Annotated in this window: 14 protein-coding genes; 9 read left to right on the forward strand and 5 right to left on the reverse strand. The window is 37.8% G+C overall.

Features of this window, described 5'->3' with window-relative positions:
- The 4 genes from INT04_RS18390 to INT04_RS18405 form a co-directional block, all read right to left on the reverse strand.
- Positions 1–1,878 (reverse strand): hypothetical protein (locus INT04_RS18390; protein ID WP_193017505.1); only part of this gene is annotated, 1,878 nt, incomplete at its 3' end.
- A 152-nt stretch (positions 1,879–2,030) separates the two neighbouring features.
- Complete coding sequence (locus INT04_RS18395; RefSeq protein ID WP_193017506.1) at positions 2,031–2,897, reverse strand: YjjW family glycine radical enzyme activase; 867 nt, start codon at positions 2,895–2,897, stop codon at positions 2,031–2,033.
- Positions 2,869–4,410 (reverse strand): YjjI family glycine radical enzyme, encoded by a 1,542-nt coding sequence (locus INT04_RS18400; protein WP_193017507.1) that lies wholly within the window; start codon positions 4,408–4,410, stop codon positions 2,869–2,871. The genes INT04_RS18395 and INT04_RS18400 overlap by 29 nt, the downstream gene beginning before the upstream one ends.
- Positions 4,411–4,648: 238 nt before the next feature.
- Entirely contained in the window at positions 4,649–5,383 is a 735-nt protein-coding gene (locus INT04_RS18405; RefSeq protein ID WP_193017508.1) for a YtjB family periplasmic protein, read from the reverse strand.
- Between the two features lie 109 nt (positions 5,384–5,492).
- Here INT04_RS18405 and serB point away from each other — a divergent pair, with 109 nt between their 5' ends.
- From serB to INT04_RS18445, 8 genes are all read left to right on the forward strand, one after another.
- Positions 5,493–6,470, forward strand: coding sequence for a phosphoserine phosphatase (serB, locus tag INT04_RS18410; RefSeq protein ID WP_193017509.1), 978 nt, complete (start codon positions 5,493–5,495; stop codon positions 6,468–6,470).
- A 38-nt stretch (positions 6,471–6,508) separates the two neighbouring features.
- Complete coding sequence (gene radA, locus INT04_RS18415) at positions 6,509–7,900, forward strand: DNA repair protein RadA (RefSeq protein ID WP_193017510.1); 1,392 nt, start codon at positions 6,509–6,511, stop codon at positions 7,898–7,900.
- Positions 7,901–7,911: 11 nt separating this feature from the next.
- On the forward strand, positions 7,912–9,156 hold the full coding sequence (gene nadR / locus INT04_RS18420) for a multifunctional transcriptional regulator/nicotinamide-nucleotide adenylyltransferase/ribosylnicotinamide kinase NadR (protein WP_193017511.1): 1,245 nt from the start codon (positions 7,912–7,914) through the stop codon (positions 9,154–9,156).
- A 386-nt stretch (positions 9,157–9,542) separates the two neighbouring features.
- Positions 9,543–10,682 (forward strand): ElyC/SanA/YdcF family protein, encoded by a 1,140-nt coding sequence (locus INT04_RS18425; RefSeq protein ID WP_193017512.1) that lies wholly within the window; start codon positions 9,543–9,545, stop codon positions 10,680–10,682.
- A gap of 219 nt (positions 10,683–10,901) precedes the next feature.
- Entirely contained in the window at positions 10,902–12,434 is a 1,533-nt protein-coding gene (locus INT04_RS18430) for an alpha/beta hydrolase-fold protein (protein WP_226894176.1), read from the forward strand.
- A gap of 210 nt (positions 12,435–12,644) precedes the next feature.
- The gene (gene phoA, locus INT04_RS18435) at positions 12,645–14,084 is read left to right on the forward strand and encodes an alkaline phosphatase (protein WP_193017513.1); all 1,440 of its coding nucleotides are present in this window, start codon (positions 12,645–12,647) and stop codon (positions 14,082–14,084) included.
- Positions 14,085–14,494: 410 nt separating this feature from the next.
- Positions 14,495–16,132 (forward strand): Na/Pi cotransporter family protein, encoded by a 1,638-nt coding sequence (locus tag INT04_RS18440; RefSeq protein ID WP_193017514.1) that lies wholly within the window; start codon positions 14,495–14,497, stop codon positions 16,130–16,132.
- Between the two features lie 264 nt (positions 16,133–16,396).
- On the forward strand, positions 16,397–16,660 hold the full coding sequence (locus tag INT04_RS18445) for a DUF1435 family protein (protein ID WP_193017515.1): 264 nt from the start codon (positions 16,397–16,399) through the stop codon (positions 16,658–16,660).
- 38 nt (positions 16,661–16,698) lie between these two features.
- Here INT04_RS18445 and rsmC read toward each other — a convergent pair whose 3' ends face one another.
- Positions 16,699–17,715, reverse strand: coding sequence for a 16S rRNA (guanine(1207)-N(2))-methyltransferase RsmC (gene rsmC, locus INT04_RS18450; RefSeq protein WP_193017516.1), 1,017 nt, complete (start codon positions 17,713–17,715; stop codon positions 16,699–16,701).
- A 129-nt stretch (positions 17,716–17,844) separates the two neighbouring features.
- Between rsmC and INT04_RS18455 the strand changes: the two genes are divergently transcribed.
- Positions 17,845–18,037: DNA polymerase III subunit psi (locus INT04_RS18455; protein WP_193017517.1), on the forward strand; the 193-nt coding region annotated here is incomplete at its 3' end.

Here is an 18,037-nt window from a genome sequence, read left to right on the forward strand (position 1 = left end):
AGCTAAGCGCTCTTTCTCTGCTTGAATGGCATTTTGCTTGGCAATCTCAGCTAAACGGTCTTTCTCTATTTTTTCCTTTTCTTCATTTGTTTTATGGGTATTTCCTAGTATAGCTTGTTGAATGTTGAGTGCTTCTTTATATGTATTATATTGATATTCTTTAGTTTTTATGTCTGATGTTAACGCTAAGTTTTCGAAGTTATCTAAAGATTTTGTAATATTATTGAATTCTTCTTGTGCTGATTCTTCATCGCTACTGTATTTTGTATATTGGCCAATATATTTATTAAATAAATCAGGATCATCTAATTTTTTTTCTAAACTTAATTTATTTAAGTTTGCTTCTTTTACTTTATTTTCAGCTTCTTTTTGTTGCTCTATTAGGTTAAGTTTTATTTTTTCTTTTTCTTGGTTAATTTCTATAGCTAGATTATCAACAATACTTTTCATCGATAAAATATCTTTTTTAGCAATGAATGACTGATAATCTTTATTCATTTTATAAGTGCTATCGGGCTCTTCTATTTTCCAACTAACCAGCTTCCAGTTGTTATCTCTATCGTTAGCAACACCAAAAATAACGTTGCCATCACTTGAGATAGTATGTGCCTCTGATTCTAATTCATTGGAATGGTTTAAGTTCGGAAGTAATAATGAAGTATCATCATTTCTAAAATAGATAAATGCATTTCTGGGATATCTTGATTCTAAGTCTTTGTTATAATCAACACTTCTGTTAATATTTCGTTTATAGCCTTGCTCTGTCCAACCTACAATAATATTACCATTGTCTGAAATCCCCGTTGCCTCCGAGTTATAATGATCATTATTATCAGGTGTTATTTTACTAGGGATAATAGTTTTATTTTCTTTTGCATTATAAATAAACGCTTGTCGAAGTAGTCTTTGAGTACGTTCATGATTATAGTAAACACTGTCTTCTAACCAACCTACAGCAATGTTATTTTTTGATATTGCATTGATTTTTGCATTGCCATATTCTGATTTCGAAATGAAATTAATAGTATTATTAATAGAGTCATAAATAAAAGCAGGCTGGCTTTCTGAAATGGTAGAAGACTTATTTAAAGTACCATATAAATATTTCCCATCAAAAGAAACACCTGTAATGATGGGTTTTTTATCTATAATTTCATTAATAAAATCCAACTTATGAAAAGTTTTAAATCTATTTTTTTCTAGATGATTATTTATATCTGAGTTTTCAATCTCTTTTAATGGTATTGTTTTTTTAGTGTTATTGTCATAAATAAAATAGGCCATTTTATTATAGGGAAGGTAGTTATTATTAGCTGTTTTTATGGCTTCATATTCTACTAAATAATCAGCATAAAGACTAAATTTTCCATCTTCTGTTGTGAAAAAATAGTCTTCTTTATCATAATAAATATCTTCTTTTAAATTAAAATGATGCGTTTTTTTAAGATAAGTGTCATAGATGAAAAATTTTTTTAATGCATTTTTTTCTTTGCTTTTAAGGCGATTACCATGACCTGTAATGTAGCGACCTTCTTTTGATAACGAAAGGAAATTTATATCATCATAGTGCTCTATTTCTAAATCTTGAAATTTAATGCCTGCATCATAACTTATACTGTTTTTATTATTAGTAGATAAAATGATAATGTTTGAATGTTTTGACGATAATATTTTGGGCGTTTCTCTAGATGATAGCTTTCCATGATGATAAAAATTAGTAGATAAAATTAAATTATTTTTACTTACCTCATAAAAATTAAAATTAATAGGTGATGTTTCTATTAATTCAGAGGTGATATATTTTGAATGACTTAATGAAGGCGCGATGATTAGCGATATAATAATTGAAATTTTTAATTTATTTATATTTATAAGCATAAGAAATGACTCCATCTATTTTGCAGGTTTTCGAAGATTAATTTGAACGAATAAACCTGTCAATATTGAAGTGCTTTATTTAAAAAAATTAATTTTTATTATTAATAAATTATTAATTATGAATTTGTTGTTTTTAATTTAATATATTTTACTTATGAATATACGTTGGGTGTTTTTATTAAATGTATATTTCTTTTATTAAGTTCGTTTTTTAATAAATTAACGTCGATTTCACTCGCTGAGTGCCAATTTACGGCTTCTCCATACACACCGTGTTGATGAAATGCATTAATGCGAATCAATATTGATTCACCAAGTGAATTAATAAACTGAGAAAGTGATTCGATATTTTCTAAATAATCTGTTTTTTCTGGGATATATAAAAGGCGTAATTCTGTAAGCAAATTATTATTTGCTAACCATTTGATTGATTTTTTAATCCGTTGATTACCGCGACCCGTTAAATAAATATGAGTATCTTCATTCCAACTTTTTAAATCGATCATAGCACCATCCATAAAAGGTGCGATTTTTTGCCAACCATTAAGGGAAAGCGTGCCATTACTGTCGATTAAACAAGTAAGGTGTTTAAGATCAGGAGCTTCTTTGATCGCTTTAAAGTAATCAATCAAAAAAGGAAGTTGTAGTGTGGATTCACCACCACTGACGGTTACACCATTAATAAATGCTGCATATTTGCGTGTAATAGCCATTAGTTCATCAACAGTATAGGTTAATGTCATCGGGCTTGATTGACGCGGACATTGCTGAATACAAGTGTCGCATTGCTCACAACTGGTGCTATTCCAACTTATCACACTATTTTGTAATGAAAGCGCTTGCTGTGGACAAGTCGGAATACAGTCGCCACAATTGTCACAAATCCCAATGGTGTAGGGATTGTGACAATTCTTACAGCGAAGATTACACCCTTGTAGGAAGATGGCCAGACGATTGCCTGGGCCATCTACACAAGAAAAGGGCAGTATCTTATTTATCGAAGCGCATCTGCTGTTCATGACTGATAACTCGTGGTTTACGTTCAGCAATATGGCAGTTTGCAGTCGCTTCATCACCTAACCAAGTGGTATTTAAGCGAGAACCTTCTTCTTTATATTTTTTCAAATCAGATAAGCGGACCATATAACCGGTCACACGGACGAGATCATTTCCCCCCACATTGGCGGTAAATTCTCTTAATCCAGAAGAGAATGCCCCTAAGCAGAGTTGCATTAAGGCATCTGGGTTTTGTTTGATGGTTTCATCAACCGTTAAAATATCGCTGATCCCTGAGGTATAAAATTGATGGTGAGGCGCAACGGTCATTAAGTGAGTAACAGGATCTGGCTCTTTACCATAAGGAATTCGAGTTGCAGGCGTTGTACCAATATCAGAACTAATACCCGATTGAGCATGTAACATTGCTCGGTGGTTCCAACCATATCTTACAGGTGTTTCAGTGACGAACTGAGACAATTTTTCGCTGATCATATAGCTCAGTTTGTTAGCAGATTCATTGTCACCATACGCGGCATTTTTACCTTCTTTTTCAAGTAAAAGTGCAACGGCTTCTGCCATGCCATAAATACCAAACATTGGCGCAAAACGATCAGGTGAGATCAAACCTTCTTCAACCAAAAAGCTTTGTTTAAAAAAGTTGGATTTTTCATAGAGAAATTCACAACGGGCGTCAATGATCTCAATCTGTTTTTGCATATAAAAAGGCAATACATTATTAAGAAAATCGAGGCTATTTTGACTACGCTGTGCAACCTCTTTGAGGTTTATACGCACTAAGGTGCTACCACCACCACTTTGAGGCAGAGAGTTATAACAACTCACAATGCCGTATTCATCTTTGCCAAATACCGCATCTTGCAACGTACCATTAGCAATATGAGGCTTACTGCTGTGGCAAATATTGGTGATAGCTTGATGAAGTAAATCAGCAGGCGTTGATTTTGCATCATAAATAAATGTGAGATTAGGTGCGACTTGCTGAAGCTCAACATCTACTTTAAGAATTAAACGCGTAAGCACCGAGTCTTCTGGGCCAATATTGGCGTGCATAAAAGCATCTGGAAGTGTTCTATCCAAATAGCGCCAAAAGCGTTTTAATTTTGGATAGAGCTGTTCTTCAGTCAGTTCTCCTACATAAGGTAGTAGGATTTTATCAATACGACCCAAATAAACGGGCATAGAGGTCACAGAAGGAACATGATGATAAAGAATAGTCAGCATGTTTAAGGCATCGTCAAAATCTTGTGCTGGTTCAAGTTCTAAATAGCGAGAACCTTGCGCTAAAAATTTTGCGTAATCAGGTAAAACATAACGTGGTTTATAAGGGGCATGACCTTCATACATATCACAAATAACCCGTTCATTAAGCGCGTTTGCTGCATCTTCAGGAAGTGATGGATACGGCAACATATTTTCCGCTTCTAATGCGAGAAAATGGCGTTTTTGTTCTGGCGAAAGGGTTGGGTTTTCTACGATTTGTTGACAACGTTGGATAACAGATTGTTCAGTCATAACCACCTCACAGTACTCAAAAGAGCAAGAAAAAGATTTAAAGCTTATCTTTTTAGGTTAATGGTCTGGCTAAAATTTACCGTGACTTTAAACAAAACCCCTTTAAAGATTAAGGAAATAGCACAAAAATACGCATAAATTAGATATATCTAAGTTGCTTTAAATAATGTAGATGTAAAAAAGTGAGTTTAGTTAATTACTCAACTCACCTATAGATTGTTTTTAATAGAATACGAATTTATGTTTTATCTGATCTGTTTTGGGTGTCGTTATCTTTCTCTTCGGTATTGCCATTCTCATCACTGCTTTTTTCATCAATATCTTCGTTTTCATCCCCCCCTTCTTTTTCAGTACGAGGCGGTAAATTAGCCGTTAATAAGTAGGGCGACTGTTGCCAATGAACAGGGGTTAATTGAAGCAAGTTATGAGAAAGCAAAAAGCCAATGGCAAGTGCAACCAATAACATCACGCGTAATAAATTTGTTGTGTTATCAACTTGGCTTGATTCAGTGACAAGCTGATGGGTATCTAATGTGAGTCTTAGAAACCCTTTGGGTTTGTCTTTACCGGGGACTGGCACAACAAGTTGATGATTAAACGAACCCCCACTTTTTTGCCCTTCTAGTGCTAATCGTTCTTTAACAGTGACATTTTCACCACTATGCGCTATTTGTGTACCATCTTCTAAATAAAGGCTGGCATCAAGTACCCGACTATTGTGAGTCAGATGATTTAAATTAGTCATAATGAGGGGATTTACGTTATCTTTGCTACTGTCATCCAGATAAGTGGATAAAGAGAACGCAACTTGTTCTGCCAGTGTTTTTGCAAGCTCTTCAAACTGGGTAATACGGGCATGCTGATTGGCACGGCTAAAATAAGACGCGCCTTGCATAAGAAATGCCAATAGTGCGATACAAATCAGTATAATCGCCGTTTTTTGGAGTTTGAATTTTAGTTTGTCTTTAAGCATGTTCATCCTTTTGCGTAAGCAAGTATATGCATGTTGCCAGATGAGCCAGAGATAGAATAGGCTGAATAACGATTATTTTGTTCAGACAGGGGAAAACAGGAGAATAAGTATGTCAAATAGTCTGACCTATTGCTATTTACCGGATGAAATCCGTAAATGGCCAGGTCTGCCATTATCACTCAGTGGTGAAGAGGTGATGCCACTGGATTATCGTGCTGGCGATAGTGGATGGTTACTTTACGGTCGTGAACTTGATAAAAAAAGGATCAGTGAGTTCCAACATAAATTAGGTGTGGCGATCGTTGTGGTTTCTTCATGGCGTATTGATGATTACCAAGTGGTACGTATTGCCGGTAGCCTAACACGTCGAATTCGTCGCTTATCTGATGAATGTGGTTTAGATGTCGTTCCATTAGGTGAGATCCCTCGCTTGCGTTCTCCTGGGCTTTTAGTGATGGATATGGATTCTACGGCGATTCAAATTGAGTGTATTGATGAAATTGCTAAACTTGCGGGTGTCGGCGATAAAGTGGCGGCAATTACAGAACGTGCGATGCAAGGTGAAATGGATTTTAGTGAAAGCTTAAAACTTCGTGTTGCTGAACTTAAAGGCGCTGATGCTTCTATTTTGCAAAAAGTGATGGATGAATTACCGCTCATGCCTGGACTAACAAGTTTAGTGCGAAAACTTCAGGCGATGGATTGGCATATCGCGATTGCATCAGGTGGTTTTACTTATTTTGCAGATAATTTAAAACAAAAATTACGCTTAGTGTCAGCCGTTGCTAATCATCTTGAAATTAAAGATGGCAAACTGACAGGTAAAGTAAAGGGCACTATTGTTGATGCGAAATACAAAGCACAAGTGTTAGTGCGTTTAGCTAAAGATTTAGATATCCCCATAGAGCAAACTATTGCTATTGGTGATGGCGCGAATGATCTTAAAATGTTGAGAAAAGCAGGGCTGGGCATTGCTTATCATGCAAAGCCGAAAGTGTATGCTCAAGCGAAAGTCGCTATTCGTCATGCCGATTTAATGGGGGTGATGTGCGTTTTAAGTGGTGGTTTAAAACACGAAGAGCGCTAAGCGTATTTTTCTAAAATAGTTATAGTTGGGAGAGAAGTGTGGCAAAAGCAGCAAAAAGAGCCTTTGTATGTAATGAATGTGGTGCAGATTATCCTCGTTGGCAAGGGCAATGCTCTGCTTGCCATGCGTGGAATACAATTACAGAAATCCGACTTGCCGCAGCTCCTTCTTCCCGTACTGAGCGTTTTAGTGGATTTGCGGGGGATGCGAAAGGGGTTAGCCGAGTTCAAAAGCTTTCTGAAATCAGCCTTGAAGCATTACCCCGTTTTTCGACAGGGTTTAAAGAATTTGACCGCGTATTAGGGGGCGGAGTGGTACCCGGAAGTGCCATTTTAATCGGGGGAAGTCCGGGGGCGGGTAAGAGTACCTTATTGCTACAAACCATGTGCCGTTTAGCCACGGAAATGAAAACATTGTATGTCACAGGTGAAGAGTCGCTCCAGCAAGTTGCAATGCGTGCTCATCGGTTAGGTTTACCAACTGCTGAGCTCAATATGTTATCAGAAACCAGTATTGAGCAAATTTGTTTAATTGCTTCACAAGAACAGCCTAAATTGATGGTGATTGACTCTATTCAAGTGATGCATATGGCAGATATTCAATCTTCACCGGGAAGTGTTGCCCAAGTTCGTGAAACGGCGGCTTATCTTACACGTTTTGCTAAAACCAATGATGTTGCCATTATTATGGTGGGCCATGTTACCAAAGATGGCACACTTGCTGGGCCAAAAGTATTAGAACATTGCATTGACTGCTCTATTATGCTTGATGGTGAAACAGACTCTCGTTTTCGTACTTTACGCAGTCATAAAAACCGTTTTGGTGCTGTGAATGAATTAGGTGTTTTTGCAATGACAGAGCAAGGATTACGAGAAGTCAGTAATCCTTCTGCTATCTTTTTAAGCCGTGGTGATGAAGTGACATCAGGCAGTTCTGTCATGGTCGTGTGGGAAGGCACAAGACCTTTATTGGTTGAGATCCAAGCTTTAGTTGACCACTCTATGCTATCAAATCCGCGCCGTGTAGCCGTGGGATTAGAGCAAAATCGACTGGCTATTCTTCTGGCAGTTTTACATCGCCATGGTGGATTACAGATGTCTGATCAAGATGTCTTTGTTAACGTTGTGGGTGGGGTGAAAGTGACAGAAACGAGTGCAGATTTAGCCTTGTTATTATCATTAGTATCCAGTTTTCGTAATCGGCCCTTGCCACGTGATCTAGTGATATTTGGTGAAGTCGGCCTTGCGGGTGAAATTCGACCAGTACCGAGTGGACAAGAGCGTATTGCCGAAGCAGCTAAACATGGTTTTAAACGAGCCATTGTCCCTAGCGCGAACATGCCAAAGAAAAATCCACCCGATATGAAAGTGTATGGGGTGAAAAAGCTGTCGGATGCATTATCTGTCCTTGACGATTTAGAAGACTTCTAAAGGAGAAAAACATGGGACCTTTTGATTATATCAAACAGGCTATCAGAAAAAATGGATATACATTACAACACGTTGCTGATGAAAGTGATATGACAAAAGGCTATCTTAGCCAATTGATTAATAATAAAATCAAAAGTCCCAGTGCACAAAAAATGTCGGCATTACACCAATTTTTAGGATTAGAATATCCCGTGAAAAAGAAAACAATTGGTGTGATTTTTGGTAAATTCTATCCTCTTCATACGGGGCATATTTATTTAATTCAACGAGCTTGTAGTCAAGTTGATGAATTACATGTCATTTTATGTCATGACGAGCCTCGTGATAAAAACCTATTTATCAACAGTGCTATGTCACAACAGCCTACGGTCAGTGACAGATTGCGTTGGTTATTACAAACCTTTAAATATCAAAAAAATATTCGTATTCATGAGTTTGATGAACACGGTATAGAGCCACAACCTCATGGTTGGGAAATGTGGAGTGAAGGGATAAAAGCGTTTTTACGTGAAAAACAAATTACGCCTGATTTTATTTATACCAGTGAACGTGACGACGCAGATCAATACAATGCTTTCTTAGGTATTGAAACGGTATTGATTGATCCTGAACGCTCATTTATGAATATCAGTGGTAGTCAAATTCGCCAAGCCCCTTTTAAATATTGGGAATATATTCCAACAGAAGTAAAACCTTTCTTTGTTCGTACCGTGGCTATTTTAGGGGGCGAATCTAGCGGTAAATCAACATTAGTCAACAAGCTTGCTAATATTTTCAATACGACGAGTGCATGGGAATATGGCCGCGATTATGTTTTCTCTCATTTAGGCGGAGACGAAATGGCATTGCAATATTCGGACTACGATAAAATTGCATTAGGGCAGGCTCAATATATTGATTTTGCTGTTAAATATGCTAATAAAGTGGCTTTCATTGATACGGATTTTGTGACTACACAAGCGTTTTGTTTACGTTATGAAGGTAAAGAGCACCCCTTTGTTCAAGCATTAATTGACGAATATCGTTTTGATTTGGTTATTGTTTTAGAAAATAATACGCCATGGGTAGCGGATGGTTTACGTAGTTTAGGCAGTGATAAAGAACGTCGTCGCTTTCAAACCTTACTCATGGAAATGCTCGATAAAAACAATATTGAGTATATCAAAGTTAACTCTCCTGATTATGACGAACGCTTCTTAAGTTGCGTTGAATTAGTCAGAGAATTATTGATGATGCAATCAAAACATATTGAGTAAAAATATAATTAAAAAACGCCTTAAGGGGCGTTTTTACATTTTAGAATAAAAATAATCACTGATCTAAAAACTCAACGATCTTCTCTCAGAGTAAATCCCTTTTATTTATCATTCTTTATCATTGATGCCCTATCAGAACAAAAGCACTGACCAAAAGATAAAAATACATAAAAAAATCTGTCAAATAAGCTATCTACGTAATAATGCTATTTTTTTCAATAAGGTGAAAAAGGTTACTGAAAATTAATGTGAGGATCTCTATTATAGATAACAGGTATAGATTTATCAGTGTGTATTTCTTTTGCCATTAGGTGTGAGGAGTCACACTCTCTATCTTCATTCGCTCAGATGAAGAAGCAGACTATTTTTCGTAAAAGGACAAGATAATGGCGCAACCTTCCCGTGTTTCACTTCATATCAAGAAAACGGTCATTTCGTTAGCGATTGCTGCTTTAGGTTTTACCGTTTCATCCAATGCATTGGCTTATCAAAAAGTTCATCAACCTGATAATAGCTATCAGCAATATGTTTCTCAGCGTCAAACGGTTGATAGCTTGATCCAAGATGCATTAGACGCCTTTAAGTCACCAGCTCGTGTTTCTGATGCTGGATTTACGGGAAAATTACCGTCAAATATGGAGACGGTAGCGCAAAAATTACAACAAGCTTATAAGCTAGAGCCTTATCGCCTAGATTTACTGTTTAGTGCTGCCAGTGCTTATGTTTACAACAATGAAATTGAACGTGCTGTCACTATTTATAAGCAAATTCTAGAAGCCGCACCTGATGATATTGATGCGTTAATCTATGTCGCTTCATGGACACGGTTTGAAGGAAAAGACAAAGAAAGCGAAGCGTATTTCAATAAATTAAAATCATTAAATCCCGCTAAAGCTGAAGAGATCAGCCGCTTCTTTGCGCAGATTGATCGCGTAAGTAAAATGCCATTAAGCGATAAATTGACCCCTGCTGATTTAGCAAAATTAAATAAAACCAAAGATAACAACGCGATTGTGACATTAGGGTATGCGTTAAATCCTGATGGCACGATGAATAAGATTTTAATTGAACGCCTAAATAAAACCTTAGAAGTGGCTAAGCAATTACCTGACGCTATGATTGTTGTCACGGGAGGTGTGCCTAAAGCACATCAAACAGAAGGAAAATTAATGGCAGATTGGCTGGTAAAAAATGGTATTCCAGCAGAGCGTATTTTCCAAGATAATTACGCGCGTACAACAGTTGAAAATGCGTTATTTAGCCGTTATGCCTTAACTAAGCACCGGATTAAAACAGCCGTTATTATTAGCTCGGGTAGCCATGTTCGTCGTGCCGATGCGATTTTTACTATTGCAAGTTGGCAAAGTGGTCCAAGTGACATTACCTACTTAACAGTTGTTGCACCTGATAAGCCATTAGCTGAATTACAAAAAGCGAGCAAATCAGATATACAAGGTATCTATCGTGATGGCTTAAAAGCACTAGGATTATGGAGCTTCCGTAGCTATCCATTAGAAGAACGTTAATAGGTGCGTTTTAACGTTAATTAACTTAGAAAGAAAATCTCCTCAATAACCAAAATAATTGAGGAGGTTTTTATTATTTTTTACTGAGGTACTCAATTTATTTTAAATTTGTACACGGTTAATTTTTATTGAATTGATAACTATTATCATTACTATTATCTCTCACAATAGTTAATAATGAGAAATAAAGTGAGAATTCCTCTGATGATATGCGCATTGATGGCCTCTTTTCCCAGCTTTGCAAGTTGCTTAGCAGTAACTGAAAATAAAGAAATGACAGGTCAGTTTGATAACAACAATACGTTGTGTTTTACCACTCATTTAGAAAGCCAGCGTTATGTTGAATTAAACGTAAAAGGGATACAAAATCTACGGTTAGAGAAACAAGACGGCACTCATATTCGTCGTTTATTAAAAGATATTCCTGCTGATGGACAACAGAAAGTACGCTTTTTATTACCTGAAACTGCGAATTATCAATTGGTTGCACAAGGTGAAGCTAAAAAACAGTGGCAATTCACGCTAACAACACAGCCTTATCAACCGTTAGATAAAGATGCTGGTATTGCGCCAACAAGCCCCCGTTTACAAACACTCGCCAAACAACTTGATCAACAAAATATTCAGGCATTTTGGCAACAAATACATCAGGAAGGTGCTCCTCTGATTGAGCCTTATGATAATGATAAAAAGCGAGTGACTTTTTTATGGCGAGGTGCAAAAAAGAATGTCTATTTGTTGGGGTCACCTGATGGTAATCATGATCCATTAACGCATTTAGCCAATAGTGATATTTGGTATCGTAGTTATATCGTGCCTAACGATACATTAATGCAATATAAGTTAGCGCCTGATGTCCCTGTTATTGAAAATTCAGCGCCATTTGAGCAACGTCGTGCAATTTTAACCACAGCACAGGCCGATCCGTTTAATTCCCAAAACTCTCCAAGTCAATCTGAGGATATCTATAATCACTTTTCGTTATTGTCGTTAGACAGTAAACGTGAATGCCAATTGCCCGATATTCTTAATAGAACAATGAAAGGCAAGACGGAGATTGTTCGTTTTCACAGTGAGATCTTAAATAATGATCGTGAAATAGCCCTTTATCTGCCAGCTCAAAAAATGGAAGTACCGCGGATCTTAGTCTTATTTGATGGTCAAACTTATCGTCGGCAATATGGAATTGATCGTTTTTTTGATAAACAGATCGAAGAAGGTAAATTGGCACCTATGATGATCTTATTTGTTGATAGCATTGATAGTGATCGCCGTAGTGTTGAATTACCACCAAATCCTGATTTTTACCGCTTCTTGGCAGATGAGTTATTTATTTGGCTAGAAAAAGAGAAAGGTATTCACGTATCTGGAGAAGAAACGATAGTATCAGGCTCAAGTTATGGCGGATTAGCCTCTTCATGGGTCGCATTTAATCGCCCTGATCGTTTTGGTAAAGTGCTGAGTATGTCTGGTTCTTATTGGTGGGCACCTGAAAATGAAGAGCCTGAATGGCTTATTCGACAATTTGAGCAAGCAGACAAAAAGCCATTACAGTTTTTCTTAGAGGCTGGGTTATTTGAAAGCCGTGGTGATAAAGGCGGAATTTTAAATAATAATCGCCACTTGAAACAAGTTTTAGAGCAAAAAGGCTATCCGGTTAAATCGCTCGAAATGGCCAGTGGGCATGATTATATTTCTTGGTGTGAAACCCTGTATTTGGGGGCCAAAGTATTAACCCAAGAGAATGACTAGTTTAAGATCCCACCTTAACGATATGCTTTAATAAAACAGAAGCTTATACCTGCATTAGCGTTATAAGCTTTCTGTTTGTCATTAACTTGTCATAAAGCTGTCATCGAAATCGCTTTTACTCTTCATTTCTCTGTCATTTAACTGCCGTAAGCTTTTCCTGACTTAAAACATTAATCCTGTTTTTTTACTTTAGAGTGCAAGGAAAAAGCTATGTCTCATCGTTACCAACGTTCTATTTTATCCGTTATTGTAACAACACTATTGGCTGGCGCGAGTTTCTCTTCTTTTGCAGCTCCCGTTGCTGCTGATGCCATTTTGGCACAAGATCGCGCAGCAAAAGGTAATATCACGGAATTTGGCGGTGCTCGCCGTATGACTCAAGATCAAACTGAGGCATTAAAAGCAGCCTTACATAATAACCAAGCGAAAAATGTGATCCTCTTTATTGGTGATGGTATGGGGGATTCTGAAATCACTGTTGCACGTAACTACGCAGAAGGTGCAGGTGGTTTCTTTAAAGGTATCGATGCCTTACCGATAACGGGTCAATACACACACTATGCCTTAGATAGAAAAACCCAAAAACCTAACTATGTAACAGACTCTGCCGCTTCTGCAACAGCATGGGCTTCAGGTGTGAAAACCTATAATGGTGCATTAGGAATTGATGTGTTTGGTAAGGATCACCAAACTATTTTGGAATTAGCAAAAGCCAATGGAAAGGCAACAGGGAACGTGACGACATCTGAAATTCAAGATGCGACACCAGCGGCGCTGTTTTCGCATGTGACAGGACGTAAATGCTATGGCCCCGTTGAGACTTTAGAAAAATGCTCAACAAACGCATTAGAAAATGGCGGTAAAGGTTCCATCTCTGAGCAACTTTTAGTCACTCGTGCAGATATCACATTAGGGGGCGGTGCGAAAAGTTTTGCTCAAACTGCAGCTGCAGGCGAATACAAAGGTAAAACGTTAGAACAGCAAGCGATTGAACGTGGTTATCAAATCGTGAAAGATGCTAAATCACTAGAAGCGATTACGCTTGCGAACCAAGATAAACCGGTATTAGGTTTGTTCCATGAGGGAAATATGGCTGTGGCTTGGGAAGGTCCTAAAGCGACTTATCATGGTAATTTGAACAATCCCCCTTTAGAGTGCAAACCTAACGCTAAACTCGATCCAAATGCGCCAACACTGGCACAAATGACTAAAAAAGCCATCGATGTATTGAAAACCAATGAAAATGGCTTCTTCTTACAAGTCGAAAGTGCCTCTATTGATAAGCAAGATCATAATGCTAACCCTTGTGGACAAATTGGTGAAACCGTTGCGCTAGACGAAGCCGTACAAATTGGTTTAGATTTTGCTAAGCAAAACGGCGACACCCTGATTATCGTGACTGCTGATCATGCCCATTCAAGCCAAATTATTGAAGCGGATGTGAAATCAAGCGGATTAACACAGGCGCTTATTACGAAAGATGGCGCAGTTATGGTGGTGAATTACGGTAACTCTGAAGAAGAGTCCCAAGAACACACAGGGGCTCAGTTACGTGTGGCTGCTTATGGCCCGCATGCGGCTAATGTGGTTGGGTTAACTGACCAAACAGACTTGTTCTTCACAATGCGTGATGCGATGGGTCTGAAGTAAGTTTCAATTGAATTTATAGTCTGTCTGAATCTGTAGTCGAATTGCCTTACTAAATTGTTGTATTTTTGCGCGACTTAGAGAGATACCCTCTGGTCGCGTTTTTTTATTGTATTTCTAATAACTAAAAATAAATCAATGAGTTATTTATAGGCTAATTTTGAAAGTGATACTTTTTCTGTTATAATCAACAGAATTCATATGTTAATTTCTGTAATATTCTCAACTTCTCCATTGATTATTGTACTTAAGTTGCAATATCTTTTTGTCTAATAACGCTCTACGTTATTAAGGCATTACCCGTAAAAAATCTTTTCTCAGACAGATTATCTGCTCGTGGTCTTTCTCTTTTTTATGAGATTGAAGGAGAACAGAGTCAAACAAACAACGATAAAAATAAGGTTATTCTTTCTATGCTGACACTGCTTCATTTACTCTCATCAGTCGCGCTTCTTGTCTGGGGAACACATATTGTTCGTACAGGCATCATGCGTGTCTTTGGATCTGATTTACGCCGAATTTTAGGTAAAAGTATTAATAAGAAATCCAACGCCTTCCTTGCGGGGGTGGGAGTAACGGCATTAGTCCAAAGCAGTAATGCGACGGCACTTTTGGTTATCTCTTTTGTGACGCAAGGGCTGATTTCGATTACACCGGCACTGGTGATTATGTTGGGTGCAGATGTGGGTACTGCGTTAATGGCGCGAGTGCTGACATTTGATCTCTCTTGGTTATCTCCACTGCTTATTCTTGTCGGGGTGATCACTTTTCTAAGCCGTAAAAAAGAGCGAGTTGGACAACTTGGGCGAGTAGGTATTGGACTTGGTTTAATTATTCTCGCGTTGCAACTGATTGTGACATCAGCAGAGCCCATAATGCATGCCAGTGCAGTTCAAGCAATTTTTACCTCTCTTAGTGGCGATACTATTTTGGCGTTACTGGTGGGGGCCTTGTTTGCAATGGTGAGTTACTCAAGCCTTGCCGCCGTGTTATTGACTGCGACACTAAGTGCAACAGGGCTTATGCCTCTGTATATCAGTTTATGTATCGTGATTGGTTCAAATATTGGAAGTGGATTACTCGCATTAATGAGTAGCCGAGGGCAAAGCGTGGCTTCTCGGCAAGTCGTTTTGGGAAGCTTATTCTTTAAATTGATTGGTGCATTGCTGGTTTTACCTTGGATAACGTTTATTGCAAATAAAATTCAGCAATATGGCTTTTCGCCGGCTGAAGTCGTTATCTATTTTCATGTTATTTATAACCTTGTTCGCTGTATTTTAATGATCCCTTTTGTCGGCATAATGGCGAAGTTCTGTCAGAGGCTTATCCCTGAATTACCGTCTACAGGATCTGAAATGGCGCCTCGCTATTTAGATCAATCTGCAATTGATACGCCTTCTTTAGCTATCGCTAATGCTGTTAGGGAATCACTGCGATTAGGTGATGTTGTTGAACAAATGCTGCAACGTTTTATTTCCTTAATGGAAGGCGATCGTCAGCAGAAAAGAGAAATTAGCCAGTTAGAAGAAGAGGTAGAATTACTCCACAGCAGCATTAAATTGTACATGGCACAAATTCAACAGCATGATCTAGGAACTGAAGATTCTCGACGTTGGGCGGAAATTATTGATACCGCCATGAATTTACAACAATCCTCCGCTATTATCGCGCGTATGTCAGCAGAAGTGGTGAGCAAGGGTTTAAATCACCACTTATTTTTATCGGAGGAAGGGCGTCGTGAATTACAGACATTGCTTGAGCGTTTACAAAGTAATCTGAATCTGGCGATGTCGGTATTTGTTTCCGGCAACATGGAACATGCTCGTAAATTACGTCGTGCAAAACATCGTTTCCGTTTACTCAACCAACGTTACTCGTTTGCACATGTAGAGCGTCTTCATTTGCATAATACGCAAAGTATTGAAACCAGTTCTCTGCATACCAGTTTGCTTGGTGATATGAAACGGTTGAATTCCTTATTCTGTGCGGTGGCTTACCACGCACTAGAACGAAGTGAATCATCATCAGAACAGGTGAATCAGCAACAATAAAAAAGACTCGTTAATTAACAGAAAAATAAATTTATTTTCTGATTTAATAGACAGGAGTAACGGCTAATTGATTAGCAAATTCTATTCTATTATCAAATGCTGTATTGTAAGAACGGTGAAGCATTTTTTTATTTTTATACTCGGTTATTTTCTTTAACCCTTTAAAAATTAAGGGTATAGAGAGTTTTTTTTCTTTATATAAGTTGATTTAGCACTAGTGTTATATATAATAATGAAAATCATTATCATTAATGGTGAGTTATTATGGCTAAATCAACACGCTTATCTCCAGCCGCTTCTTGGACATCTCGTATCAGTTTATGGGAAATGTTAGCTGTCTCTTCTTTACTCACAGTCATCATGCACTCTATTGCTGGAACATCTGCATTTACGTTAGTTTTAGTTGTTTCAATGCTGCTATCAACATTGATGTTATTCCATAAGAAATTGCAGATGTGGGTGATGATCCCTGCTGGCGTTGTGTTGACCTATAGCTTAATGACGCTTTTTATCACCTATCATGGGTAGTCTCAAAAATTAAGCCCTACTTTAAGCAGGGCTTGTGATTAGTCTTTCTTGGTTGCTTGGTAAACTTTGAATTTACTTGTTGATGCAAGCACTTCATGAGAGCCAAATACATGATCCAGTATATCTGGATAAGGGATAAACGAATTGGCAACAATGCGTAATTTTCCACCTCTTTTCAAGTAATTTGGTGCAAGGCGAATAATATCTTCAGCGGCTTCATAACTTGTGCCTAAACCATCATGGAAAGGAGGGTTTGAAATTATCCAATCATACGTTTCTTCAACGGCTGAATAGACATTACTTGCAATCACTCGACCTTCTAATTCATTCACGTTTAAGGTAGCGATACTAGAAGAAATTGCCGCCGCATTCACATCACATAATGTCAGTTTCAACATCGGGTTTTTCTTACCTAATACTGTTGCAAGCACACCACAACCACATGCCATATCCAGTAAATCCCCAACCATTGCATCATCAAAAGTTGAAAGTAATAAACGGCTACCGTCATCTAATGCATTTTGGCTAAAGACTCCCGGTAATGCCATTACGGTAAGATCGTCATGGCGATAAGTTTGCCACCAGTTATTACGATCAAACAGTGTTTGATATGTTTGAGTACCAAAAAATAAGCTACAACGGCGTGCAGAATCTATTTTTTTAAGTTTAGCGATGCCGTTCATTAATTCAGTGGCACTTTTTACACCGCTACGGTTTTCACCGACGATGAAAATTTCAGTACCCACTTGTAAGTTAGAGCAGAGACTACGTAGTTGGAAAGTGGCTTCACTTTTATTTTTAGGCCAAAAATAGATCAAAGTATTGCAATATTTCACAAAGGATTGATCCGCAACTAAACCGAAGAGTGCGTTATCACCCATTGATTTTAGTAATGGTAGCCACTGGTGATATTGGTTGGTATATGCTCTGACACTTTTCGCCTGAATTTGCGCCGCGAAAGTATCTTGAAGATCACCTGCAATAAGGACATGCCTGTCTGCGAAATGATCTAGATGACGAAGAATAACTTCGCTAGCAGGGGACAGTGAGGACATTATGATTATTACTCCTTAAAAAACATGAGACGCATGATATCAGATATAAAGAAACCGACGCTATTTATTGGCGTAGTTTATGCCCTCTGATACTATGTACCGTTGTTCTACACTTGATAGGTAAGCATAATGAGCCGTAAAGACAGAATGTTATCCCAACTTGGAATTCGTCAGTGGGTACTTCGTAAGCCTGCTGTGTTAAAAGGCGAGCATTCTGTTCAATTTCCGGATACAACACGTTTACTTATCATTACTAATGATACCGTTGATCTAAATAACGGGCTTTTCTCTGATATTTTTAGTGCCATGGGGATAGATAAAA

The sequence above is a fragment of the Proteus sp. FME41 genome (assembly GCF_014897315.1).
Taxonomy (GTDB): domain Bacteria; phylum Pseudomonadota; class Gammaproteobacteria; order Enterobacterales; family Enterobacteriaceae; genus Proteus.

Excerpts from the sequence above, each read along its gene's own strand:
- INT04_RS18395 (WP_193017506.1), bottom strand. The coding sequence starts at position 2,897 with ATGAACAGCAGATGCGCTTCGATAAATAAGATACTGCCCTTTTCTTGT.
- INT04_RS18400 (WP_193017507.1), bottom strand. The coding sequence starts at position 4,410 with ATGACTGAACAATCTGTTATCCAACGTTGTCAACAAATCGTAGAAAAC.
- INT04_RS18405 (WP_193017508.1), bottom strand. The coding sequence starts at position 5,383 with ATGCTTAAAGACAAACTAAAATTCAAACTCCAAAAAACGGCGATTATA.
- serB (WP_193017509.1), top strand. The coding sequence starts at position 5,493 with ATGTCAAATAGTCTGACCTATTGCTATTTACCGGATGAAATCCGTAAA.
- nadR (WP_193017511.1), top strand. The coding sequence starts at position 7,912 with ATGGGACCTTTTGATTATATCAAACAGGCTATCAGAAAAAATGGATAT.
- INT04_RS18425 (WP_193017512.1), top strand. The coding sequence starts at position 9,543 with ATGGCGCAACCTTCCCGTGTTTCACTTCATATCAAGAAAACGGTCATT.
- INT04_RS18430 (WP_226894176.1), top strand. The coding sequence starts at position 10,902 with ATGGCCTCTTTTCCCAGCTTTGCAAGTTGCTTAGCAGTAACTGAAAAT.
- phoA (WP_193017513.1), top strand. The coding sequence starts at position 12,645 with ATGTCTCATCGTTACCAACGTTCTATTTTATCCGTTATTGTAACAACA.
- INT04_RS18440 (WP_193017514.1), top strand. The coding sequence starts at position 14,495 with ATGCTGACACTGCTTCATTTACTCTCATCAGTCGCGCTTCTTGTCTGG.
- INT04_RS18445 (WP_193017515.1), top strand. The coding sequence starts at position 16,397 with ATGGCTAAATCAACACGCTTATCTCCAGCCGCTTCTTGGACATCTCGT.
- rsmC (WP_193017516.1), bottom strand. The coding sequence starts at position 17,715 with ATGTCCTCACTGTCCCCTGCTAGCGAAGTTATTCTTCGTCATCTAGAT.